This is a genomic window from Nannocystis pusilla (genome assembly GCF_020073745.1).
Lineage (GTDB): Bacteria > Myxococcota_A > Polyangia > Nannocystales > Nannocystaceae > Nannocystis > Nannocystis radixulma.
This window is the reverse complement of record NZ_JAIRAU010000009.1, coordinates 1-23,794: the sequence shown is the minus strand read 5'-3', so window position 1 is coordinate 23,794 and position 23,794 is coordinate 1. Positions and strand designations below refer to the sequence as shown.

The window sequence follows — 23,794 nt, the reverse complement described above, 5'->3', positions numbered from 1 at the left end:
GCCGCTGGGTCAAGCGCGCCGTCGCCGACGCCGCACAGCGAGCCCGAGCAGCAGCAGCGCCGCCGGCGCCCCCGAATTGCCCGACGTGCACCCGCAGCCATCGTCGCTGCTGCTGCCGTCGGTGAGGCCCGCAGTTGCAGTGCCCGCGCTCGCCCCGCTCGTCAGCCCCGTCGTCGTCGCCGCCTCGGTCGTCGCGTCCGTCGTCGCGCCCGTGGTCGGCACCGCGGTCGTCGTGTCGGGCGCGCCGGTGCTGCCGGTCGAGTCGCCGGTGTCGGCGCCGGTAGTGCCCTCTTCGTCCTCGACGAAGTAGGCCCCGCATGCCGGGTCGCTCAGCGCCCCCGCGCGATGCGCCAGCGCCAGCGCGTAGGCCCCGGCGCCGAAGCCGAGCATCGGCGCGTTGAACTTGTACGTGCCGGTCTGCTCGTCGAACGTCTCCGCCGTCATGAAGTAGTTCGTGGCCGCCTGCGCCCGCACCCACTCGATCAGCGCGTCGGCGCGGGCCTCCTGACCGCCCGCGCGCAGCGCCACCGAGCCGCGCAGGTCCGTGATCACCCACTCCGCGCTGTCGTAGTCGCTGCCCCACGGCGTCGCGTCCTCCATGTTCGCGTGGTCCCAGCGGTCGTCGTTGCGCGACCAACCCGGCCCGGCGTCGACGCGCAGGTGCTCGTCGAGCGCCGCGAACGTCGCCTGCGCGATCGGCCCGTGCGGGTCGAACAGCCCCATCGCCACCGCGTCCCACACCGCCGCGTCGAAGTAGCCCTCGCCGGTCGCCAGCTCCTCGACGCTGCCGGCCAGCGCCCGCTCGCCGTCGGTCGCGTGCGCGGCGATGGCCGCGCGGATCGACTCGCCTGTCTTTCGGTACATGTCCGCACGGGCAGTGTCGCCGCGACGCTCGGCGATGGCCGCCGCGTCGCACAGCCCGCGCGCCGCCGTGATGCTCGTGTACGTGAACCGGCGCTGGCGCCCGAGCCAGTGCGTCTCCCAGATCGACGAGTCGGCGCGGATCATCCCGGTCTCGGGGTCGATCAGCGCGACCAGCACGTCGGCGACCTCGGTCGCGATCTCCTCCCAGCGCGCGTCGGCCAGCGAGGTGTCGCCGGTCAGCACCTCGTGGGCCCGCAGCGCCCACAGGAACAGCCCGAAGCCGTCGAACTCGAGGTTGGGTCCGAACGCGTTGAAGTCGGTCTCCTCGACCCCGAAGCCGTGGTAGCGCACCAGGCTGATCTGGTACGGCGGCATCGCGTACGGCTGCAGCTCCGACCACTGCCGGAACCGGCCGGCCTCGGCGTCGAGGTAGAAGTTCAGCGCCGCGCGGGAGTGCTCCTTCATCCCCAGCGCCGCCATCGCCGCGGTCGCGTAGGCGCCGTCGCGGATCCACGCGTACGTCCACTCGCCCGGCGGCAGGCTGGCCAGCACCGCCCCGTGGCCGCGGTGCTTGATCCACGCCGGCAGCGTCGCCGGCTGGTCGTCGAGGCCCGGGAAGCGGGTCCGCCGCGGCTCGCCGTCCTGGCTCAACCACTCGCGGGCGAACGACCTGTCCTCGAGGACCTGTCCCATGTGCAACATAGCGACCGCCTGGCGCAGCATCGGCACCTCCGGCGCCGACAATCCGTCGGGCAGCTTGGTCGCCGCGTGGAGGTCGGCCCACACGTTGCGCTCGCGGGCCAGCATCACCTGCGGGCCGACGCCGTCGATCCACGCGTCGATCATCGTCTCCGCCTCCGCCGCGGCGAACGGGTCGCCGCGGTGGATCGCCGCGATCCCGACCCACGCCTCCGCCCCGGGCATGATCGTGCCGACGTCCCACTGGAACGCCGTCGTCGCGTCGTCGACCGCGTTCGCCGGCGCCGCGTTGTCGGGCAAGTCGAGCTGGCTCTGGGCGACGACGCCGAACAGATCGACCTCGGGTCCGACCCCGCGGTGCACGATCGGCGCCAGCGCGCGCGTCACGATCGTCCCGGCGAACCCGCGCTCGCGGAAGCGGGGCTCGGCGCCGCCGACGAACTCGACCGTCTCGCCGTTGGCGGCGATGTCCTCGTGCACGTCCCACGGCCGGTCGGCGCGGCCGAACCCGAGGTGAAAGTTGTGCAGCGAGAACGCCTGCACCCCCTGCAGCGGCTGCGCCCCGGTGTTCTTGAGCCGCAGCAGCAGCACCATCCCGGCCGCCTCGAGCCCCTGCGGCGCGAACGCGAAGGTCGTCGCCTCGAGCGCCCCGAGCGGCTGCACGATCGCGACGATGCCGGTGCCCGCCGTCTCGAGGTCGTTCCAGGCGACGTAGCCGCTCGCGTCCTGGTCGACCGGCGCCGACGTCAACCAGAACTGATCGCCCTCGGCGCGGACCCCGAAGTACGCGTCGTACAACACGTTGCGGGTGTGGACCGTCGCGAATTGCTCGCCGTCCCAGATGTCCTGGCCCTGCGCGTCGATCTGCGGCTCCTCGGCCGCGAACACGTGCTCGCGCAGCTCGGTCGCGTGCCCCTCGTACAGATCGACCAGCAGCGCCCCCCAGCCGTTGCTGCTGGGCAGCTTGTAGCGGGTCCGCTGCGGCTCGGCGGCGCTGGCCGACGCGGCGAGCGACATCGACACCAGCGCGGCGACTAGGGCGACGGAGGATGTTCTTCGCGACATGACCCGTCCACACTACCGCGCGGGCGCGGACGCTGTCTCGCCGCGCGGCGTGTTGCTATCGTCGGCCGCATGCAGCGCCCGTCGATCCGCCTCGTCCCTGCCCTGCTGCTCGCCGGCGCCTGCTCGAGCGGCGCGCCGCCGGCGGGCGACAGCGACGGCCCCACCACCGGCGGACTCACGAACAACCCGAGCAGCTTCCCGGGCACCGACGCAGCCTCGACCGCCACGCCCGAGCCGACCACCACCGGCATCACCACCGGGACCGGCACCGACCCGACCACCGACGATCCCACCGGCGGCGGCGATCTCGTGTGTCCGACGCGCTTCCGCTTCGATCCGCCGCCCGGCGCCACCGGCCCGGGCGTGGTCGGCGAGTGGGTCGGATTCGACCTGAACTCTGCGACATGGCTCGAAGGACCTGACCCGGATGGCATGTATCAAGGAACAGTCGATCTCGCGCCCGGCCTGCACGCCTACAAGGTCGTCTACGAGCAGGGCGGCGCGACCCAGTGGGTCCTCGACCCCGGCCAGGGCCGGCGCAAGTACGTCGACGGGACCGAGAACTCCGCGGTCCTGGTGCCCGACTGCCGCAGGCCCGGCGTCGACGTCGCCGCCGCCGAGGCCGCCCGGCCGGGCCCCGGCGCCGGCACCTGGAACGCCAGCCTGCGCTACGTCGACGGCATCGGCGGCGCCGGGCCCGATCCCGCGGCCTACAGCGCGCTCCTGCGCACCGGCAGCGACGAGCGCCCGCTGACCGACGGCGAGTTCGTCGTCGACGGCGTGACCGGCGACATCACCGTCGCGCTCGGCGATCTGCCCGACGGCAAGCACCGCGTCGTCCTCCGCGTCGCGTCGGCCGACGGCCAGGTCAGCGAGCCGATCCTCCTGCCGTTCTGGATCGAGGCCGAGCCGTTCCGCTGGGACGACGCGCTGGTCTACATGGTCGTCACCGATCGCTTCCGCGACGGCGACCCCGGCGGCGATCCGGGGCCGACGCCCATGGCCGATCCGCGCGGCGACTGGGACGGCGGCGACCTCGACGGCCTGCGCGAGGCCATCGCCGACGGCACCCTCGATCAGCTCGGCGTGCGCGCGATCTGGCTGACCCCGTTCCAGACCAACCCCGACGCCGCCTTCAAGGCCGCCGATAACGTCCACTGGGTCACCGGCTACCACGGCTACTGGCCGATCCGCGCCCGCGAGGTCGACCCGCGGCTCGGCGGCGAGGCTGCCCTTTCGGCCATGGTCGAAGAGGCACATCGCCACGGGATCCGGATCCTCCAGGACTTCGTGATCAACCACGTCCACGCCGAGCACGAGTACATGCAGGCCCACCCCGAGTGGTTCCGCACCGGCTGCGTGTGCGGCACCCCCGGCTGCGACTGGACCGAGAAGGCCCTCGAGTGCATGTTCGCCGACTACCTGCCGGACATCGACCACAGCGTCACCGAGGCCAACACCCAGTTCGTCGCCGACGCCACCTGGTGGCTCGACCGCTTCGACCTCGACGGCCTGCGCGTCGACGCCGTCAAGCACGTCGAGGAGGCCGCCACGCGCAACCTCGCCGCCGCCGTGCGCGAGGGCTTCGAGCGCGCCGGCACCAAGTACTTCCTCATGGGCGAGACGGCGATGGGCTGGAGCGACTGCGCCGACCCGTGCAACGACGAGAACTACGGCACGATCGCCCGCTACATCGGCCCCTTCGGCCTCGACGGCCAGTTCGACTTCGTCCTCTACCACGGCGTCAGCTACCGCACCTTCGCCTGGGGCGACGCCGGCATGCTGCACGCCGACTACTGGGTCCGGCACGGCCTCGATCGCTGGCCCGAGGGCGCGATCATGACGCCGTACATCGGCAGCCACGACACCCCGCGGTTCGTCAGCCACGCCGACTACCGCGGTCAGGACGCGCAGCACGACAAGGGCGTGCCGGGCAACCAGTGGGACGACACCGCCCTCGCGCCCGACGACCCCGAGCCGTACCGGCGCACGCGCCTCGGCCTCACCTGGCTGCTCGGCCTGCCAGGCGCTCCGCTCCTCTACTACGGCGACGAGTACGGCCAGTGGGGCGGCGCCGACCCCAACAACCGCCTGATGTGGCGCCCCGAGGACGAGCTGTCGGCCGACGAGCTGGCCACCCTGCAGCACGCGCGCAAGCTCGGCGCCGCCCGCCAGCAGCTCGCGCCGCTGCGCCGCGGCGCCTACGTGCCGCTGTTCGCCGACGAGGACACGCTGGTGTTCGGCCGCAAGATCGCCGACGGCGACGCCGCGATCGTCGCCCTCACCCGCGCCGGCGCGCCGCAAATGGTCAGCGTCGACGCCGGCCCGGCCCTCGGCTTCGCCGCCGCCACCGAGCTGACCGACGTCCTCGCCGGCGACAAGGCCACCGTGACCGCGCTCGGCAAGCTCGACTTCACGATCCCCGCCGGCGGCTCGCTGGTCTTCGCGCCATGATCCTATGAACATGTCCTCGAGAGCATGGCCTTATCGCCATGTGCTCGCAGACATCCGCGTCGCGCGGGTCCGAGCCGCCCGCTCGCGTCCCCCCGTTCATCCGCCGCAGCCCTCGCGCAGCGCCGTCTGCACCTTCGCCGACGCGCGTCGCTGCGCCTCCGCGCGGGCCTCGGCCGCGCGGCCCAACGCGCACAGCGCCCGGACCCGCAGCTCCGCGCGCTGCTCGACCATCTGGCTGTTCGGGAAGTCGCGCGCGTGTTGGTCCGCGTACGCCAGCGCCTGGTGGGGGGACGACTTCAGCGCCTTGCGGGCCGCGCCGAGCATCTCGAGCTCGACGATCACGTTGCCCGGGTCGCGCGCCTCGGCGGCCGCGAGGCGCTGGGCCAGCGCCTCCTTGCGCGCGCCGCCTCCGCCGCCCTTCTTCTTGCCCTTGCGCACCACCACCTGGCGCTCGCGACCTGAACTCTTCGCCATGTCCTTGGGTTCACCCAGGAGCGGCGGCGCCTCGATCGTCGGCTCCGGCCGCGGCTCCGGCACCTCGTGCAGCGGCGGCCGCTCGACCGTCGGGCCCGAGGCCAGCGCGGGCTCGGGCCCCGGCGCGGGCGGGCGCGGGCGCAGCACCACCAGCACCGCCAGGGCCAGCGCCGCGACCCCCACGATCGCCGCGCGCGGGATCCCCGGATCTCCTGCCTCTTCGGACATGCCCAGAAGTTCAGCCCAGGCCTGCGCCCGCCAGCCCGGCGGCGCGCGGTCGACGACCACGCACTCGGCCAGCACCGTCGCCGGGCCGCCCGCCGCCGCCACCGCGGGGTCGGCCGCGAACGCGCGGCGCAGGCCGACGATGAGCGCCTGGCCGGCGGCCGGCGGGGCCCCGATCGCCTGCGCCAGCTGGACCGCGTCGAAGCCTCCGAGCTCGGCCAGGGCGAACACCGCTCGCTCCTCCGCGGTCCGGCCGGCGAGGAAATCGAGCAGCGCCGCCTCGCCGGTCGCGCGCGGCCCCGGCGGCACGTCCGACGGGCGCGCCCGCGCCAGCGCGCGCATCAGCGCCGCCCAGCCGACCGCGCTGTCCTCGGGGACAGCTTCGGCGATCGCCCGGAAACAGCGTGTCACGGCCGCGTCGCGCTCGTGATCGTCGATCCCGAGCCAGCGCGCCGCCGTCCGCAGGCGCTCCGCGTGGCGGTCGTGCAGCCGCCGCAGCGCGCCGGGCGAGCCGCGACCTGGTTCCGGGCCCGAGTACGGCGCCATCGTCGGGCGCGATCGTACCCCACGGGCTCGCGCCGCGGGGGCGCTGGCTTGTGCGGCGTTGCCGTGCCACAGTGCTGGGCCTCCGTGCCCGCTCGGCTTCGGTTCGTCCCGCCCTTTCTCTCCGTGGTGATGGTCGCGGCCCTCGGCTGCGGGCTGCACCTTCACCGTCCGCGCGACGCGGCCTCGGCCGAGGGCGCCGACGGCGAGCTGAAGGCCGCGCGGCTCGTCGACGGCTTCGCCGAGGAGCTGGGGCAGTCGCAGACCATGTTGACCGAGGAGGTCGCCGCCGCCCAGGCGTGGGCCGAAGTCGGCCGCAACCGCGATCTCCTCGACATCCTCGGCGCCAGGGGCGAGACCGACCCCGAGATCGCCGTCCTCTACTTCACGCGCTGCCGCGCGCGCTTCAAGGGCGACGGCTGGACCACCCTCTGCAGCAAGATCTCGACCCGCCTGCACGCCCTCACCGGCCACGCCTTCCCGCTGTCCGACCCGCCCGCGCCGGTCAGCGGCAGCAAGACCAGGGCCCCTGTCGCCGCCGGCCCCGATCCGGCCGCCGACCTCCTGCGCGAGCTGCGGACCCTGCAGCGCCACTGGAAGGGACCCGACAGCGCCGAGAGCCGACTCGCCCGCGCCGTAAACGAGCACCAGCTCGCCGCCCGCGCCCTGCGCCTCGGCTCCGCCGACGCCGCCGGCCCCGGCTGTCCCGTCCTCGATCGCCCCGGCCATGCACCTGTCCTTCAAGCCAGCAGCGACCGCCAGGGCCGGCTGTGCGACGAGCGGCGCGCCAACCTCCAGGCCCTGCGCGATCGCGTCGTCTGCAACGGCCCCGCCTGCGGCCCGAGCGAGCTCGGCGGGCTGGTCGGCCAGCTGCTCGACGTCCACGACGCCCTGCGGCAGCACAACGACGAGCTGGCCCGCCGCCTCCACGCCTACGAGGCCGCCAAGCAGGCGTGCGCCGCCCCCGAGCCGCAGACCGGCAAGCTCAAGCCGATCCCCCCGCCTCCGCTGCGCCGGCCGCCCGCCTCGCCCGACCCCGCCACGCCCGGCCTGTCCTCCGAGCCAGGCAAGACCGCCCAGCCCGCACCCGCGCCCGATCGCCCCGCCTCGGTCGCCGCCGCGTCTGTCCCGAGCACCATGTCCTCGGGGACCGGTCTTCCGTCGCATGTCTCCACGGACATGCCCTTCGGCGCAGGTTCTGAAGAACATGGCCGATTGAACCTGTCCGCTCTCACCGGCCCGATCGGCCAGGCCGCGCTGTTCCCCGGCGCGGGCCTGCTCGGCCAGCCCTGGGCCGCCCTGGCCCCGGCCGCCGGCCCCGATCCCGCCGCGCCCGCGAGCACGTCCCCGACGCCCGCCGCCCGCGCGCCCGCCACGACGACCGCCGGCGCGGCCTCGCTCCCGCAGGGCCCCGCGCCCACCGCCGGCTCGACCGGCACCGCCACCAATGCCTCCTCGCCCGGCGCCCTCGACGTCACCTCTGGCGGCTGCGACGACGCCGTCCTGCAGGCGCGCTTCGCCGAGCTCGCCGAGGTCCCGATCCCGCCGCTGCTCGTCACCCACGACCTGCGGCCGCTGGCCGAGCTCGGGCGGCGGCAGCAGCTCGCCGAGCAGCTCGCGGCCGTCGACGCCCTGATCGAGGCGCGCCAGCTGCGAGCGCGCCGCAAGGCCGCCGCCGACGACGACCCCAGGGCCGCCGAGGCCCTCGCCAGCGCCCCGCGGTTCGCCCGCATCGTCCACACCACCATCGCCGGCATCGACCGCCTCGAGCAGACCGTCAGCACCCTCGAGCTGGCCGTGCTGGCGCTGATCCGCGAGACCCTGCGGGTCGAGCACGACGCCCTGGTCGAGGCCATCGCCCTCGCCGAGCGCCGGCTCCGGCTCGCGCGGGCCAAGCTGGCCGCTCAGCTCGACGAGGCCGTCTTCTTGATGGAGGCCCACGCCGGCCTCGCCAGGCTCGAGCGGGCCGGCTGCACCCTGCAGGCGCTCATGCCCGCCTACGAGGCCGGCAAGTGCCGCGACGAGCTCACCAAGTCGCTCGTCGCCTACGGTAACGCCTGGACCCTCGGCCGCGCCAACGAGAAGCGCGCCGACGTGCTCGACCTCGGCGTCCGCCACGACGCCAGCATCCTCCGCTCGCGCGCCGCCATGGCCCTGCGCCAGGTCTACCTCGCCGCCGGCGTCACCGAGCTGGTCAGGTTCACCCGGGGCGGCATGGCGCCCGAGGCCCTCGCCCAGCTCATCGTCTCCACCGTCGGCTTCGGCGTGCTCGCCGGGGCCGTCCTCGCCCCGTGATCGACATGTCCTCACGAGCATGGACTTTCGGCCCTGTCCTCTTCACCCTGTCCCTCGCGCCAGGCTGCGCCCAGCGCGAGATGCGGGCCCAGGCCGCCGTGCTGGCCGAGGCGGGCGGCCGGCTCGAGCGCGAGACCGCCGAGTTCGCGGCCTCGCGCGCGGCCGTGGCCCAGCTGCGCCAGCGCAACCTGGTCGAGCGCCAGCAGCAGATCGCCGAGCAGGGCCAGTTCAACGCCCGCACGATCCACTTCTGGAAGATCGCCAGCGATCCCGAGCGCAGCAAGCAGCTCGCCCTCTACGACGCCCTCGTGGCCGCCGCCACCGCCACCGCCGCGGTGCAGGATCGCTCCTACGAGTGGGAGGAGTCGGTGCTCGCGCGCACGCACGGCCTCACGATCGACCGCGCCGCGCTGCACCGCTTCGTCCAGCAGCTGCTGGTCCTCGCCAGCCCGCCGCGCTTCCTCGACGGCGCGCGGTTTTACGTCGAGTACGGCGCGATCGTCGGCCAGCAGGTCGACGCCGGGCTCAAAGACGTCCGCGCCACCGTCGGCGCGGCCACGTCCAGCGGCGGCAGCTCGGGCGGCGGGGGTGGCGGCAGCAGCAGCAGCGGAAACGGCGTCACCGGCCCCGGTACCATCACGAACCCGCCCGCCGGCGATCCGGACGATCCCACCGCGCCGCCGCGCGGCCCCGACGAGCGCGAGCCGCCCGAATCGCACCGCGACCCCAGCGTCCCCTCGCCTCTCACCACGCCGGCTCCGCTCGGCAACACCCCACCGTGACGCGACGCGACGCATCCGCTCGCCGACACGCCCGCGCCGCTCGCCACGCAGCGTCCCGCGCGGCGACACGTCGCCGTGACGTCGCCCGCGCGCCCGCGGCGAGTCAGCCCCGCTTCGCCCCGGCTGGCGCCGTCGCGGCGAGTTGCGTAGTGTTGCGACGTGGCGGACAGGCGGCAGCGATCGAGGGCAGCGCGGCGGGCGAAGACCGGCGCCGCGGCCTCCCGTCCGCGACCCGCGGGACACGTCGGCATGAGCAACAAACACGAACTCATCGAAGATCTGTCGCAGGCGCTGGCGCGGCTGGGCGAGGCCAGCGAGCGCATGCGCCAGCGGCTCGACCAGGTCGATCCGTACGAGCAGCCCTCCCGCTGGAGCGCCATCAACGACCAGATCCGCGGCCTCGACGAGCGCATCAGCGTCCTCCGCGACGAGCACCAGCGCGTCAGCCTCGTCGTCGTCGAGCTGCTGCCGCTGTCGCGCACCGAGCTCGAGGCCCTGCGCCAGGCCACCACCGCCCTGTCCGGCATCGTCCGCGCCATGGGCACCAGCGCCGCCGTCGCCGAGGCCGCGGGCAAGCTCGCCGTGGTCGCCAGCGACCTGGTCAAAAAGTCCTTGCCCAAGGGCTAGGTCGCTCGCGCGGGGTCGGCCCCTCATGTCGCCGTCCGACCTCCCCGCGCGCCGTCCCAGGGCCCTCGCTCGCGTCCCGGCCACCCTCGAGTTCACCGTCGCCGCCACCCCGGCCGCCGTCGTCGACCGCTTCCTCGCCGCGCCCGAGGTCGCCCTGCTGCGCGAGCACACCGGCCACGGCGCCGACCCGGGCTACGCGCTCGAGCGCAGCGAACACGGCTTCCACCTCACCGCCGATCCTGGCGCCTGGCGCCCCGGCACGCGGGCCATCTGCGAGGTCCAGCTGACCCCGCAGGACGACGGGGCGCGCGTCGTCGTCCGCTTCCGCCTCCACCCGCTCACGCGCACCGCATTCGCGTATATCATTGCGCTCGGCCTGGCGATGGCCGCATTCCAGATAGCGATCGCCGGCCCTGTCGTCGCCGCAACCTTGCTCGTCCCGTTCCTGATCGTCGTCGGCCTGCTCGCCGCCGATCGCAGCAGCCTGCGTCGCCAGCAACGCGCGCTGCGGATGCTCGTCGAGGCCACGCTGACCCCGATCGCCGTCCCGCACGAGCGCGCCCCTGCGGCCCCGTTTCGCCGCGGCACGGGCGATTGAGCGCGCACACCGCCGCTCGTCCGTCGCCGCATTTCCGGCGCTGCGAGTCGCCTCGCAGCGGCCCGATCTACCGCCTCCGTCTGCCCAACGTCCGCCAGATCCGATACACCCTGAGCATGGCAGGCCCCGACGATCACGTCCCCGGCTATCGGCGCCCGCACGACGGGCCCAGGGCCCCGGCCGGCGCCGACGTCCCGCGCGAAGCTCTCGGTCGCCTCGACATCCCGGTCGTCGGTCCCCTCGACCTCGAGCTCGCGCTGGGCGCCCCGCTGCGCCTCGCGCTCGACGCCGAGGCCCTCGAGATCGAGCCCGGCAGCGCCCTCCTGGCCCGCGTCCCCGACCTGCCGACCGTCGAGGTCCGGCGCACGCGGCTCGACCTGGTCTACGGGACAGTCACCGCCGACGCCGACGCCATCGGCCCGTTCCTGCTCGCTGCCGCCGGCGTCGCCGTCCGGATCGCCCTGCGCCGCGGCTTCGCCTGGCAGCCCGGCCGCAGCCTCCTCGACCACCTGGCGCAGAACCTCCCCGCCGATCCGGCCAGCGGCGCCCGTCGCCTGTGGCGCGGCCCGCTCGCCAGCAGCGCGTGGATCCACGGCGACACCCGCCTCACCGCCGAGCTGCGCGGCGACCGGGCCGAGGTCGCGCTCAGCCGGCCCGCGCTCCTCCGGGTCCTCGGCCTCGCCCTGCCGATCCTCGCCGTCCGCCTGCTGTTCGGCCCGGCCCGCCTCGAGATCGATCCCGGTCCGACCGGACCTGTCCGCCGGGCCATCCTGCGCCTCGCCGCCTGGATCGCCTCCCGCTGGCTGCGCGGCCGCCTCCCGGCGGCCATGACCATCCCCGGCTACGACCTGTTCGCCGACGAGCAGCGGCGCGTCCGCCTCGTCGACCTCGTGCGCCGGCTCCGCGGCCAGCCGCGCCCGCGCCGCAAGCCCCGGCGCGCCGGTCGCTCCGCGCAGGCCCCCGCGGACCTGTCCTCTTCGACAGGTCCCTCCGGCCATGCCCCTTCGGACCTGTCCTCCTCGACCGGCCCTTCCGACCAGGCTTCTACGGACATGCCCATCGAGACCGGTCCCTCCGGGCATGCTCCTGGGGACATGTCTTCGGCGCCAGCGTCCGGCCTGCGCGCCCGCCTGGCCGCCATCGTCCCCGCGCGCCTGCACGGCGGCGCGCCGCCGCCCGGGGCCCGCGTCCTGGCCCGGATCCCGCTCGGCGCCCGCGGCGAGCTGGCGCTGCTCGCCGAGCGCGAGCTCGTGCTGACCCGCGCCGCCGGCGGCGTCCGCTTCGAGGCCCCCGGCGGCCTGGCCGTCCACGCCGACGAGCTGCCCGAGCTGGCCGAGCTGCGGCTGGTCCGCGGCCTGCTGGTCGCGGCCGCGCCCGGCGAGCCGCCCGTCCGCCTCGAGGTCCAGACCGACCCCCCGCTCGGCCCGCTGATGCGCGCGCTGCTGCGCCGCTTCCTCGACGCCCGCGTCCTCCCCCGGCTCCCGCTCGACCTGCTGGGCCGCCTCGGCCTCGTCCCCGGGGGCGACGCCGACGCGCTGCTGATCCTGCGTCAGCCCTTCAACCCGCGGACCGGCGTCGAGCTCACCACCGACGCCGGCGCCGAGGTGCACGTCCGCCACGGCAGCGAGGCGCTGGTCGTCGAGGCGACGGCCGGGCTGCGCCTGCGCTTCCACGGCCTGCCGATGCTGCCCGACGCCGACATCCACCGGCTCGAGTACCGCTGGGCCGACGGCAGCGTCGCCGCCGAGACCACCCCCGACCTCGGCGAGTTCGGCGCCCTCGCCCTCGCCCAGCTGATCCGGGTCCGCGCCGCACCTGTCCTTCCGGCCATCCTCGGCGTGCGCGGCGACGGCGGCCCGCAGCTCGACCCTGCGCTCGAGCAGCAGCTGCCCGCGCTGGCCGCCAGCGTCAAGGTCCCCGTCGTCGGCCCGCTCGACGTCCGCCTCGACCCCGCCGACGTCCTGACCGCCCGCCTCCGCCCCACCGACCTCGGCGTCACCAGCCGGCAGCGCCTCGCCGTCGTCGCCCCCGAGCTGCGCCTCGCCCTCCGCGTCGCCGCCGTCGACCACGACATCGCCGCCACCGCCCTGCGCGCCGACACCGACGTCCCGCTCGGCGACTACCTGTCCGCCGTGGTCGCCCGCTGCGTCGAGCAGTACGGCCTCGCCCGCGTGCGCCCGCACCTGCCCCTGGCCCCGCAGGTCGGGCGCGACGAGCCCTGGCTTTTGGCACATGTCCCCAAGGCCAGCAAGGGCGCGCGCGTCCGCCTCGAGCTGCCGGCCGGCGCCGGCCTCGCGCTCACGCGCAGCCCCGACGCGCTCGAGCTGCGCGCCGGGGCCCCGCTGCAGCTCGTCCCCGAAGGCACCGCCCTGCTCGGCGACCTCCGGATCGAGGCCCTGCGCTACCGCCCGGCCGCCGCCGCGCTCGAGCTGCTGAGCGACCCGCCCGCCGGCGCGTTGATGCACGAGGTCCTGCGCCGCCTGTTCGCCCGCTTCGTCCCCCCCGGGCCGCTCGCCGAGGTCCTGCGCCGCCTCGCGCTCCCGGCGGCGGCCCCCGTCCCGCCGCCGCTGCCGGTCCCGCCCGGCCTCGTCGTGTGGGAGAACACCTTCGGCCCTCTCGGCGCCGTGCGCGTCGCCACCGACGCCGCGCGCACCGTCGACGTCTCGCTCAGCCGCAGCGGCGCGCACATCGGCTTCGGCAAGGGCGCCACCGTGCGCGTCCTCGGCCTCGGCCTCGGCCTCACCGTCCGCAGCGTCGACCTCACCTTCCTGCCGTGGACCCTCGAGGTCGACGCCTCGCCGCCCGCCGGCGAGCTCGCGCAGCGCCTCGTCAGCCACGCCATGCGGGCGCTGTTCGCCGAGTTCATGCGCCACTTCTGGCCCAAGGATCGCTCGCCCCGCGCCGGCCACGACACCCTCCTGGCGCTCGGCGCCGGCAAGCCGTGGGGCCCGCTCAAGATCTGCGTCGCCAGGGGCGGCTCGATCGACCTCCACCTCGACAACGGCGGCCTGTCCCTTCGGTCAGCCGCCGGCCTGTTCGTCACCGGCGAGGCGCTCGACTGGCTGCCCGACTTCTACCTCCACGACCTCGGCCTGCGCAGCAGCGACGCCGCCGTCAAGCTCGACATCAGCGGCATCACCGAGCAGGCCTACCACGAGGCCGCCGCGGTCAGCCCCGTCACCGAGGCCGTGCTCTCGCACCTCTACAAGGTCCTCGTCGCGCCCCGGCTGCCGCCCGTGTGGGCCCAGCGGCTCGGCCTCCCGCGCCCCCCGCTGCCGCCCGCGCCCCCCGAAGACCCCACGCGGTTCGCCGTGTTCGGCGCCCGCCTGCCCGGCGACTACGGCGAGTTCACGCTGTCGATGGACCCCGCCGACACCGTCACCCTCACCGCCAGCGAGGTCGAGGCCGCCGTCGAGAGCGAGCGCGGCCTGTCGGCGCGCATGCCCGGCCTGCGCCTGGCGATCCAGCTCCGCGGCGCCCGCTACCACCTCCAGACCGGCGAGGTCCAGGTCGGCGGCCTCGGCCAGCTCGAGAACGCCCTGGTCGAGGCGCTCATCCGCCGCCAGATCGGCGACAGCGGCGACCCCGGGGCCTCCGGCGTGCGCGGCCTGCTCGATCGCTTCCCCGTCGACGAGCGCGGCCGCACCCTGGTGTTCCACCACTCCCTCGTCGACGTCCTGCTCCAGCCCGGCACCAGCGTGCGCATGCGCCTCGACGACCGCCGCCTGCGGATCGCCGCCGAGCCGGCGCTCGTGATCGACGGCCCGGCCCGCCTCAACTTCCTCGTCTGCGGCCTGCACTACGACTTCGGCGCCGCCCGCTTCGAGCTCGACTTCGAGGGCGACACCGTCGTCGCCGAGCTGATCGAGAAGATCGTCGACGCCCGCGCCGAGAAGGCCCTCAACGACCAGCTGCTCCCGCTCGTGCCGGCCGCCATGCGCACCCCCGGCTACCGCCTCAGCACCGACCCCCAGGTCCGCGCCAACGTCGCCGCCCTGATCCGCTCGTTCACCCGCCGCAAGCGCACCTCGTGACCTGACCCCGCGGCCCTGCCCTGAGGGACAGGGTCTCGAGGACATGCCCTGAAGGCCCTGCCCTCGGGGACATGTTCTCGATCGCTAGCCGCGGCGCGGACCCGCGCGAGGCCGGCCGCGAGCGCGACGACAGTGACCTGTCCCGAGAAACAGGCCCGCGTTCGCTGCGGCCCCGCGACCTCGCCCGGGGGCCCGCGAGGACGCGGGGCGTGAACGCGGGTGTGTGCAGGGCAGGCCCGCCCCGAGGTCAGCCCCTGGATCCGCGTGCTACGGTCGAGCTCGATGAAGCCCGAACCCGCGCCGTCGCTGCCGCAGCACGCCCCGGATCCGGCCGCCAGGCGCCGGGCTCTCGCCGTCGCCCGGACCCGCTACACCTACGCCCGCCGCGAGGACAACCCGCTCGCTCCGATCGCCGTCGCGGGCGAGTTCCCGCTCAGCGAGCTCTACAGTTTGCGCTGGGCCCTGCCGTACCTGCCCCACCTGTTGCGCTCCGTCGCCGACGCCCAGGCCAAGAAGCTCCTCTACCGCCTGCGCGCCGCCGTCGGCGGCGTCGACAAGCTCGACGGCTTCCGCGACCTGTTCAGCCCGCGCCTCGGCCTGCACGCGCCGCCGGCCGTCACCGAGCACCAGCGCGACGGCCTGTTCGCGCGCAACCGCATCGACGGCCCCAACCCGCTGCTGCTCGCGCGCGTGCGCGACCTCGACGACCTGCGCCGGCGCCTCCCGCTCGGCGACGCCGAGCTCGCGCAGGTCCTCGGCGACGGCGCCACGCTGGCGGCCGAGCACGCCGCCGGCAACCTGTTCGTCGCCGACTTCGAGCTCCTCGCCCGCAGCCTCGCCCCCGGCGCGCTCGTCGGTCGCGACTCGCGCTGGCGCGGCAAGTACCTGCCGGCCCCGGTCGCGCTGTTCTGCCAGCGCCCCGGCCGCGATCCGCTGTGCGACCTCGTGCCGGTGGCGATCCGCGTCGACCAGCCCGGCGCCGCCGAGCCCAACCCGGTCTACCTGCGCGACGGCAGCCCGCGCTGGGCCCTCGCCAAGACCTACGTCGAGATCGCCGAGTTCAACCTGCAGGCGATGTCGAGCCACATCTACCGCCACCACTACGTCGCCGAGCCGTTCGCGGTCAGCATGCGGCGCCAGCTCGCGCCCTCGCACCCGATCCACGTGCTGCTGCGGCCGCACACCCAGCACACCATCGCCGTCAACCGGGCCGCCCTCAACCTGCTCCAAAAGCCAGATGGTGTGTTCGCCAACCTCTACGCCGGCGAGCTGCCCGAGACCCGCAACATCATGGTCCGCAGCTACGAGCGCTGGTCGGTGCGCGAGCAGGAGCTCGAGGCCGACCTCGCCGCCCGCGGCGTCGGCGACGGCCCGCGCGAGTACCCCTGGCGCGACGACGCCCGCCTGTGGACCCCCGTCCTGCGCCGCTTCGTCGCCGCCTACGTGCGCACGTACTACCGCGACGACGCCGCCGTGCGCGACGATGCCGAGCTGCAGGCCTTCGTCGCCGAGCTGCAGGCCGACGACGGCGGGCGCCTGCGCGGCCTCCTGCCCGGCTTGCGGCTCGACGGCCTCGACGTCCTCGTCGAGCTCCTCGCCCAATTCCTCTTCATCGCCGGCCCCGGCCACGCCGCCGTGCACTTCCCGCAGACCGACCACTTCACCTACGTCCCCGCGTTCCCCGGCGCGGCCTACCGCCCGCCGCCGCGCGAGCACGAGGTCGTCGACGCCGCCCGGATCGCCGCCACGCTCCCGCCCTTCGCCCTCGGCGCCGACCAGTTCCAGAACAACCAGATCGCCTGCTACCGCTTCGATCGCTTCGGCGACTACAGCCGCTTCGAGCTCGGGCACGTCGCCGCGGCGCGCCCCGCGATCGCGCGGCTCGTCGCCGACCTCGCCGCGATCGAGCGGGAGATCGAGCAGCGCAACCACGCCCGACCGCGGCCGTACCCGTACCTGCTGCCGCGGCTGGTCCCGAACAGCATCAACATCTGACGGGTGAACTGTGCAGCTGATCCCGCAGTACAAGTGGCGCAACTGGAACGACAACCTCGCCTGCACCGCCGATCTGTACCGTCCGCGCGGCCTGCACGAGCTGCGTGAGGCCGTGCGCCTCGCCGGTCGCAAGGGCAGGATCCGCCCGCTCGGCAATTCGTGCTCGTGGAGCCCGCTCGTGCCCACCAGCGGCAGCCTCATCGACCTCGGCCAGCTCCGCGGCATGCACGAGACCAGCCACGACGGCGCCCCCGCGATCCGCGTCGAGGCCGGCGCGACCGTCCGCGACCTCGTGCAGTTCACCCAGTCGCGCGGCCTCACCCTGATCTCGCCGACCATCTTCCAGGACATCTCGGTCGGCGGCGCCATCGCCGTCGCCGCCCACGGCACCGGCCTGGGCACCTCGACCATGTCCGACGAGGTCGTCGCCATGACCCTCGTCGACGCCCGCGGCGACGTGCACCACCTCAGCGCCGCCGACGGCGAGCTGTTCGACGCCGCCCGCTGCTCGCTCGGCGCGCTCGGGGTCGTCCACGACGTCACCATGCGCTGCTGGCCCGAGTTCCACCTCCACGTCGAGGACCGCATGATCGCGATCGACGACGTGCTCGCCGACCTGCCCGACCTCGCCCGCACCTACGAATTCTTCGAGCTCTACTGGTTCCCCTTCACCGACCGCATGTGGTGCAAGCTGATGCGCCGCACCGACGCGCCCGACCCCGGCGCCTCGCTGAGCCAGCGGCTCAAGTTCGCCTTCACCTACGCCTGCACCTTCGCCTCCTGCAACGCCGTGCTGCCGCTGCTCGGCCGCGTCGCCCCCGAGCTCACGCCCGCGTTCATGCAGCTGGCGCCGAAGCTGTCGATGACCCCCGGCAGCGCCGTCGCCCCGGCCTCGCGCGCCTTCCACTACCAGCGGGCCTACCCGCGCTGCTGGGACATGTCCTACGGCGTCCCGCTGGCCGACGCCGAGCGGGCCTGGCGGCGCACGATCGGCCTCATCGAGCGCCTCGCCCGCGCCGCCCGCTTCCCCGTCAACATGGTCGTGCACGCCCGCTTCATCGGCCCCAGCGCCGCCCTGCTGGCCCCCGCGCACGCCCGGGCGATCTGCGACATCGAGGTCGTCACCACCCGCACCTCGCGCGACGCCGACGCCTTCTACGACGCCTGGACCGCCGAGATGCTGGCGATCGAGGGCGCCCGCCCGCACTGGGGCAAGTACATGCTGCGCCCCCGCGACGTCCGCGCCCGCTACCCCAAGATGGACGCCTTCCTGGCCCACCGCGCCGCCCTCGACCCCCGCGGCCTGTTCCTCAACGACTGGCTCGAGGACGCCGTGTTCCAGCTGCACCCTTGAGCATGTCCTGAAGGGCATGCTCTCCGAGGCATGCCCCCATGAACATGTCCATCTCGACATGTCACAAAGGACATATTCTCGCGCCGCTCTCGCGGATCCGCCGACCGCTCTTCCACGACCACGCCGGGATCGCACACCGACGCTGTTCGCCGCCGCCTGATGATCGCCCCGCAGCGCGCCGCGGCTCCGTCGCTCACGACGCGGACCTCAGCCCGCGACGAGCGAGCGCACCAGCCGCGGCAGCTCCCCCGGCGTGCGGGCCGTGTGGTGCGGCACCTCGGCCCCCGGGTCGGGCGCGTAGCCCCACGCGCACCAGATCGTCGTCGCCCCGAACGAGCGCCCGCACTTCACGTCGGCCGCCGAGTCGCCGATCATCAGCGCCTGGCCGGTGCGTCCGACCCGGCGGCAGGCCTCCGCCAGCACCACCGGGCTCGGCTTGCTCTCGGGGCAGGTGTCGCCGCCGATCACCGCCGAGAACAGGCGCCCGACCCCGAGCGCCTCGAGCAGCGCCGCGCTGAGGCGCTGCGGCTTGTTGGTCACGCAGGCCAGGCAGCCGAGCGCCGCCAGTTCGACCAGCGCGTCGCCGATCCCCGCGTAGAGCCGGGTCGAGTCGGCGATGTGGGCCAGGTAGTCGGCCTCGTAGGCCGCGCGGACGTCGTCGACCGTCCCGCCCGCGCCGACGTAGTCGGCGAAGCAGTTGCGGTACAGGTGGTCCATCCCGGCGTTGACGAAGCCGCGGAACCGGTCACCTGGCTGTTCGGACAGGCCGAAGCTCGCGCGCACGCGCAGCACCGCCGCGACCATGTCGTCGCGGCTGTCCTCGAGCGTGCCGTCGAGGTCGAGCGCGATCAGGTGGGTCACGACTCGCCCCCGCGCGTCAGGTCCTCGACGCTGCCGCGGCCGTCGCCGTGCTCCGTCACGTGGCGTTCGCCGCTGCGCGAGCCCTTGTACGCCGAGAACGTGCGCCCGTTGTGGCTGCGCACCTCGTGCTGCACCCCCGACGGGATGATCAGGATGTCGCCCGCCTCGAGCGTCACCGGCCCCTCGTCGAAGTGGAACGTCGTCACCCCGCTGACCGCCCCGCGGATCTCCTCCTCGTCGTGCGCGTGGCGGCTGCGGAAGAACCACGGCGGCACCGTCTGGAGGTCGTAGCTGCGGAAGCCGAACCGCGCCATCTCGGCCGCCACCGACTCCGCGCTCGGCTCGACGTTGTGCGGCCACTTGTACACGGTCACCCCGTTGGGGAGCTTTTGCGTCGGGTGCATCGCGCCCGATCCGTAGCGCGACTCGGCCGCCCCGCGCAACTGCGCGCGCCCACCGTCTCGCTCACGCACGCGAGGCGCGGCCTGTCGCCGGCGCGCCGGGGCGAGCCCGGTGCGGTGGCGGCGGGCAGACGGCGCAGGCGACCGCTCGGCTCCAGATGGTTCGTCGCCCGCTCGCCCTGCGCGACACGGCGGCGAAGCTGCGATTCGCCGCGCGATCGTCCGCCTGGTCGCAGGCGCGCACGCTCGCCGCCGATCGGTCGGGGGTACGCGGCCGTCGTGACGTTCGAGTCGAGGCCGAGCGCGTTCGCCCCGGCAGCTGCGCCGCGCCGGTCCTCGCTCCGCTCACGCGGTCCGCCGCGCCCCGACCGACTCTGTCCTTTCAAACAGCCCGCGAGGCGCCGCCGATCACCTGTCCCAAACGCCATGTTCTTCGCCCTCGTGCCTGTCCCGAGCGCCAGGTCGATTCGCCTGCTCCGCGCGCCCCGCGGCTCGCCGCTCCGCTCGCCCCGGTCCCGAGCGCCCGTCGCCGGCGACGAGCCGATCGACCGACACGACCCGGCGGGTGTCTCCAGGCGCGGCACGGGGACGTCGCCCGGGAATGACATGACCGTTCGGCCATGCCCGATCCGACATGTCCTTGAAACGCGGTTCGCCGGGCTCGCACGCGCGCGCCGACGCGGCTGCGGGATCACCCGAAGTCCACCGGTCCTGTGCTGCGGATCACGGGCCCGGGCGGCGCGAGCGCCCGCTCTCCGCGACATCCGGCCGCGCGAACGAGTTTCCGCACGGGCAGGCGCGCGGCGGAGCGGGCGGCCCCCTGGGGCTAGCAGCTACATTGCCCTGGCTCATGGCCGACCGCCTCGACATCTCGCAGCGCAAGAAGGACCACCTCGCCCTGTGCGCCGGCGACAACGTCGGTTTCCGCGAGAAGACCAGCCTGCTGGAGCAGGTCGAGCTGGTGCACGACGCGCTGCCCGAGATGCACCTCGACGAGATCGACGCCGGCGTCGAGCTGCTGGGCAAGCGGCTCGCGGCCCCGGTCGTCATCGCGGCCATGACCGGCGGCACCGACGAGGCCGCGGCGATCAACCGCGACCTCGCGCGCGCCGCCGACCAGCTCGGCCTCGGCTTCGGCCTCGGCAGCCAGCGGGCCATGTTCGTCCGCCCGCACACCGCCTACACCTTCAAGGTCCGCGAGCACGCGCCGAACGTCCTCTTGCTCGGCAACCTCGGCATCGTCCAGGCCCGCGGCATGAGCACCGACGAAATCGCCGCGCTGTGCCGCGACACCGGCGCCGACGCCCTGTGCATCCACCTCAACCCGGCCATGGAAATCGTCCAGCCGGGCGGCGATCGCGACTTCTCGCGCGGCCTCGACACCCTGCGCCGCCTGGTCGAGGAGCTGCACATCCCGGTCGTCGTCAAGGAGACCGGCTGCGGCCTGTCGCGCGGCGTCGCCGAGCGGGTCCGCAGCGTCGGCGTCGAGCACCTCGACGTCAGCGGCTCGGGCGGCACCAGCTGGGTCGCCGTCGAGGCCCACCGCGCCGTCGACCCCGACGAGCGGGCCCTCGCCGACGAGCTGTGGGACTGGGGCATCCCCACCGCCGCCAGCGTGCTGCAGGTCCAGGGCCTCGGCTTCCGCGGCATCGTCGCCACCGGCGGCCTGCGCACCGGCAGCGACGTCGCCCGCGCCGTCGCTCTCGGCGCCACCGCCGGCGGCCTCGCGGCGCCGGTGCTCAAGGCCCACCGCGCCGGCGGCTACGACGGCGTGGTCGCGTTCCTCCGCCGCGTCGTCCTCACCGTCCGCAGCATCATGCTCCTCACCGGCTCGCGCACGATCGCCGATCTTCAGCGCGCCCCGCGGGTGCTCGGCCCCACCCTCGCCCGCTGGATCCCGGAGCGCCGCGGATGACCATCCCGCTGCACCCCCGCGCCGAGGCGCACGGCAAGGTCATCGTCCTCGGCGAGCACGCCGTCGTCTACGGCTACCCGGCCGTCGCCGCCGGCCTGCCGCAGGGCATCGTCCTCGAGGCGAGCCCGCGATCCGACCCGCGCCTGCCGATCACGCTCACGATCCCCGCCTGGGACCTCGACCTCGAGCTCCACCCCGGCAGCGATCATCCGGTCGCGCGCGCCTGCCTCGAGGTCCTCGCCCACTGCGACGGCCCCGTCACCGGCTGGGCGATCCGGGGCAGCAGCGCCCTGCCGCCGCGCGCCGGCCTCGGCTCCTCGGCCGCGCTCACCGTGGCCCTCGCGCGCCTGGTCTATGGGCCAGGTGCCAGCCTCGACGACGTCGTCGCCGCCTCGCTCGCCGGTGAGCGCGTGTTCCACGGCGAGCCCTCGGGCCTCGACAGCCGCGTCGCCGCCCAGGGCGGCGTCCTGCGCTACGTCCGGGGCGAGCCGCCGCGGCAGATCCGCCCCGGCGCCCCGCTGCCGCTGTGCATCATCCCGAGCGGCATCCCGCGCAGCACCGCCGATCAGGTCGCGCGCTGCCGCAGCCGCCTCGAGCACCTGCCGAGCGTCGTCCGCCCGGTGCTGATCGCGGTCGGTCAGGCCGTCGAGTCGGGCATCCACGCCATCGAGCACGGCGACCTCGACACCCTCGGCGTCCTCTTCGACGTCGCCCACGGCCTGCTCGGCGCGCTCGACGTCTCGTCGCCCGCGCTCGACCGCATGGCCGCCGACGCCCGCGCCGCCGGGGCGCGCGGCGCCAAGCTCACCGGGGCCGGCTGCGGCGGCTGCCTGCTCGCCCTCGCAGGCGACGCCCCCGAAAGCCTCACCGCCGCCTTCCCCTCCCTCCGCCCGCTGTTCGTCGAGGTCGCCGCGTCATGAAGAGCGCCCGCGCCGTCGCCCACACCAACATCGCCCTCGTCAAGTACTGGGGCAAGCGCGACTCGTCGCCGGCCGATCTCAATCTGCCGGCCGTCGGCTCGCTGTCCTTGACCCTCGACCGCCTGCGCAGCGAGACCACCGTCTGTCCCGCAGGACATGACTCTTTCACCCTGAACCAAGAGCCAGCCTCGGGCGAGGTCGCCGGCAAGGTGCTGCGCCAGCTCGACCGCGTGTGGCAGGCCGCCGGCCACGCCGGCCCGCGCCCGCCGTGCGAGGTCGTCTCGCGCAACTTCCTGCCGACCGCCGCCGGCCTGGCCAGCTCGGCCTCCGGCTTCGCCGCGCTCACGCTCGCGGCCGCCGCCGCCTTCGACCACGACCCCGGGCGCCCGGCCCTCTCGGCGCTGGCCCGCCGCGGCTCGGGCTCGGCCGCGCGCTCGCTGTGGGGCGGCTTCGTCCGCCTCGAGCGCGGCGTCGCGGCCGACGGCAGCGACTGCCGGGCCTACCCGCTGCACCCGCAGGCGCACTGGGACGTCCGCCTGCTCATCGTCCACACCGAGCGCGGGCCCAAGGCGATCGGCTCGACCGCCGGCATGCAGCGCAGCCGCGACACCTCGCCCTACTACGGCCCCTGGGTCGACACCTCCGAGGCCGACCTCGCCGCCGCCGAGGCCGCGCTGGCCGCCCGCGACCTGGCTGTCCTCGGGGACATCGTCGAGCACTCCTGCTTCAAGATGCACGCCTGCATGATGGCCAGCCGCCCGCCGATCGTGTACTGGCGCGGCGCCACCCTCGACGTCGTCCACGCCGTGTGGCGCCTGCGCGCCGAGGGCCTGCAGGGCTACGTCACCAGCGACGCCGGCCCGCACGTCAAGGTCCTCTGTCTCTCGGGACAGGCCGACGACCTCGCCGCCCGCCTGCGCGACGTCCCCGGCGTCCACGCCGTCGACCTCGTCGGCCCCGGCCCCGACCCGACCGTCGAGGTGCTCGCGTGACCCGCCTGGCCGTCTCCGCCCCCGGCAAGGCGTTCCTGATCGGCGAGTACGCCGTGCTCGCCGGCGCCACCGCGCTCGTCACCGCCGTCGGCCGCCGGGCCGTCGCCTCCCACTGCGACGACCCCGACCGCCCGCCGGCCTCGCCGCTGACCGAGGCCGCCTACGCGCATGTCCGTGCGTACCTGTCCGAACGCACAGGTACTTTCGCACCTGGCCCATTGACCAGCGTCGACACCGGCTCGTTCGCCGCCGGCGCGCGCAAGCTCGGCCTCGGCAGCTCGGCCGCCGCCGTCGCCGCGGTGGTCGGCTTCCACCTCGCCGAGGCCGGCCTCGACCCCGAGGACCCCGAGGTCCGCGCGGTCGCCCTGCGCCTGGCCCAGACCGCCCACGCCCAGGTCCAGGGCGGCGGCAGCGGGGCCGACGTCGCCTGCGCCGTGCTCGGCGGGACCATCGCCTTCACCCGCGGCGAGGCCCCCGTCGCCGTCGCCCACCCCGCGTGGCTGCACGTCGGCTTCTTCGACGCCGGCGCCCCCGCGATCACCGCCTCGTTCGTGCAGCAGGTCCGCGCCGCCGGCGAGCGCGACCCCGCCGGCCACGCCGCGGCCACCGACCTGCTGCGCCGCGCCGCCGACCAGTTCCGCGCCGCCTATACCAGCGCCGACCCCGACCCCGACGCCGGCCTCACCGCCATCCGCG

The 23,794-nt window shown here is 74.9% G+C and carries 16 protein-coding genes; 12 read left to right on the top strand and 4 right to left on the bottom strand.

Annotation, left to right across the window (positions count from 1 at the left end; genetic code table 11):
• Positions 1 to 9: 9 nt before the first annotated feature.
• The gene (locus tag K7C98_RS11260; RefSeq protein ID WP_224191608.1) at positions 10 to 2,628 is read right to left on the bottom strand and encodes a glycoside hydrolase family 15 protein; all 2,619 of its coding nucleotides are present in this window, start codon (positions 2,626 to 2,628) and stop codon (positions 10 to 12) included.
• 69 nt (positions 2,629 to 2,697) lie between these two features.
• Between K7C98_RS11260 and K7C98_RS11255 the strand changes: the two genes are divergently transcribed.
• A complete protein-coding gene (locus K7C98_RS11255) occupies positions 2,698 to 5,082 on the top strand; it encodes an alpha-amylase family glycosyl hydrolase (RefSeq protein WP_224191607.1) in 2,385 nt (794 codons plus the stop codon).
• Positions 5,083 to 5,178: 96 nt separating this feature from the next.
• On the opposite strand, the gene K7C98_RS11250 is transcribed toward K7C98_RS11255, so the two are convergent.
• A complete protein-coding gene (locus K7C98_RS11250) occupies positions 5,179 to 6,327 on the bottom strand; it encodes a hypothetical protein (protein ID WP_224191606.1) in 1,149 nt (382 codons plus the stop codon).
• Positions 6,328 to 6,411: 84 nt separating this feature from the next.
• Here K7C98_RS11250 and K7C98_RS11245 point away from each other — a divergent pair, with 84 nt between their 5' ends.
• The 7 genes from K7C98_RS11245 (at position 6,412) to K7C98_RS11215 (ending at position 18,009) form a co-directional block, all read left to right on the top strand.
• The gene (locus K7C98_RS11245; RefSeq protein ID WP_224191605.1) at positions 6,412 to 8,619 is read left to right on the top strand and encodes a hypothetical protein; all 2,208 of its coding nucleotides are present in this window, start codon (positions 6,412 to 6,414) and stop codon (positions 8,617 to 8,619) included.
• 5 nt (positions 8,620 to 8,624) lie between these two features.
• Complete coding sequence (locus K7C98_RS11240) at positions 8,625 to 9,401, top strand: hypothetical protein (protein ID WP_224191604.1); 777 nt, start codon at positions 8,625 to 8,627, stop codon at positions 9,399 to 9,401.
• Positions 9,402 to 9,650: 249 nt separating this feature from the next.
• Complete coding sequence (locus K7C98_RS11235; RefSeq protein WP_224191603.1) at positions 9,651 to 10,028, top strand: hypothetical protein; 378 nt, start codon at positions 9,651 to 9,653, stop codon at positions 10,026 to 10,028.
• Positions 10,029 to 10,053: 25 nt separating this feature from the next.
• The gene (locus K7C98_RS11230) at positions 10,054 to 10,626 is read left to right on the top strand and encodes a hypothetical protein (RefSeq protein ID WP_224191602.1); all 573 of its coding nucleotides are present in this window, start codon (positions 10,054 to 10,056) and stop codon (positions 10,624 to 10,626) included.
• Positions 10,627 to 10,742: 116 nt separating this feature from the next.
• A complete protein-coding gene (locus tag K7C98_RS11225; RefSeq protein ID WP_224191601.1) occupies positions 10,743 to 14,660 on the top strand; it encodes a hypothetical protein in 3,918 nt (1,305 codons plus the stop codon).
• Positions 14,661 to 14,942: 282 nt separating this feature from the next.
• Positions 14,943 to 16,655: a lipoxygenase family protein gene (locus K7C98_RS11220; RefSeq protein ID WP_224191600.1), complete on the top strand. Its 1,713-nt coding sequence runs from the start codon at positions 14,943 to 14,945 to the stop codon at positions 16,653 to 16,655.
• A gap of 10 nt (positions 16,656 to 16,665) precedes the next feature.
• Entirely contained in the window at positions 16,666 to 18,009 is a 1,344-nt protein-coding gene (locus tag K7C98_RS11215) for a D-arabinono-1,4-lactone oxidase (protein ID WP_224191599.1), read from the top strand.
• Between the two features lie 207 nt (positions 18,010 to 18,216).
• On the opposite strand, the gene K7C98_RS11210 is transcribed toward K7C98_RS11215, so the two are convergent.
• Complete coding sequence (locus tag K7C98_RS11210) at positions 18,217 to 18,870, bottom strand: HAD family hydrolase (RefSeq protein ID WP_224191598.1); 654 nt, start codon at positions 18,868 to 18,870, stop codon at positions 18,217 to 18,219.
• The gene (locus K7C98_RS11205) at positions 18,867 to 19,274 is read right to left on the bottom strand and encodes an AraC family ligand binding domain-containing protein (RefSeq protein WP_224191597.1); all 408 of its coding nucleotides are present in this window, start codon (positions 19,272 to 19,274) and stop codon (positions 18,867 to 18,869) included. The genes K7C98_RS11210 and K7C98_RS11205 overlap by 4 nt, the downstream gene beginning before the upstream one ends.
• An 847-nt stretch (positions 19,275 to 20,121) precedes the next feature.
• On the opposite strand from K7C98_RS11205, the gene fni reads away from it, so the two are divergent.
• The 4 genes from fni to K7C98_RS11185 all read left to right on the top strand — a co-directional run.
• Positions 20,122 to 21,186 (top strand): type 2 isopentenyl-diphosphate Delta-isomerase, encoded by a 1,065-nt coding sequence (gene fni, locus K7C98_RS11200; RefSeq protein WP_224191596.1) that lies wholly within the window; start codon positions 20,122 to 20,124, stop codon positions 21,184 to 21,186.
• Entirely contained in the window at positions 21,183 to 22,106 is a 924-nt protein-coding gene (gene mvk / locus K7C98_RS11195; RefSeq protein ID WP_224191595.1) for a mevalonate kinase, read from the top strand. The genes fni and mvk overlap by 4 nt, the downstream gene beginning before the upstream one ends.
• A complete protein-coding gene (gene mvaD, locus K7C98_RS11190) occupies positions 22,103 to 23,098 on the top strand; it encodes a diphosphomevalonate decarboxylase (RefSeq protein WP_224191594.1) in 996 nt (331 codons plus the stop codon). The genes mvk and mvaD overlap by 4 nt, the downstream gene beginning before the upstream one ends.
• The coding region (locus K7C98_RS11185) for a mevalonate kinase family protein (protein WP_431312829.1) at positions 23,095 to 23,794 on the top strand (700 nt) is incomplete at its 3' end. The genes mvaD and K7C98_RS11185, both read left to right, overlap by 4 nt.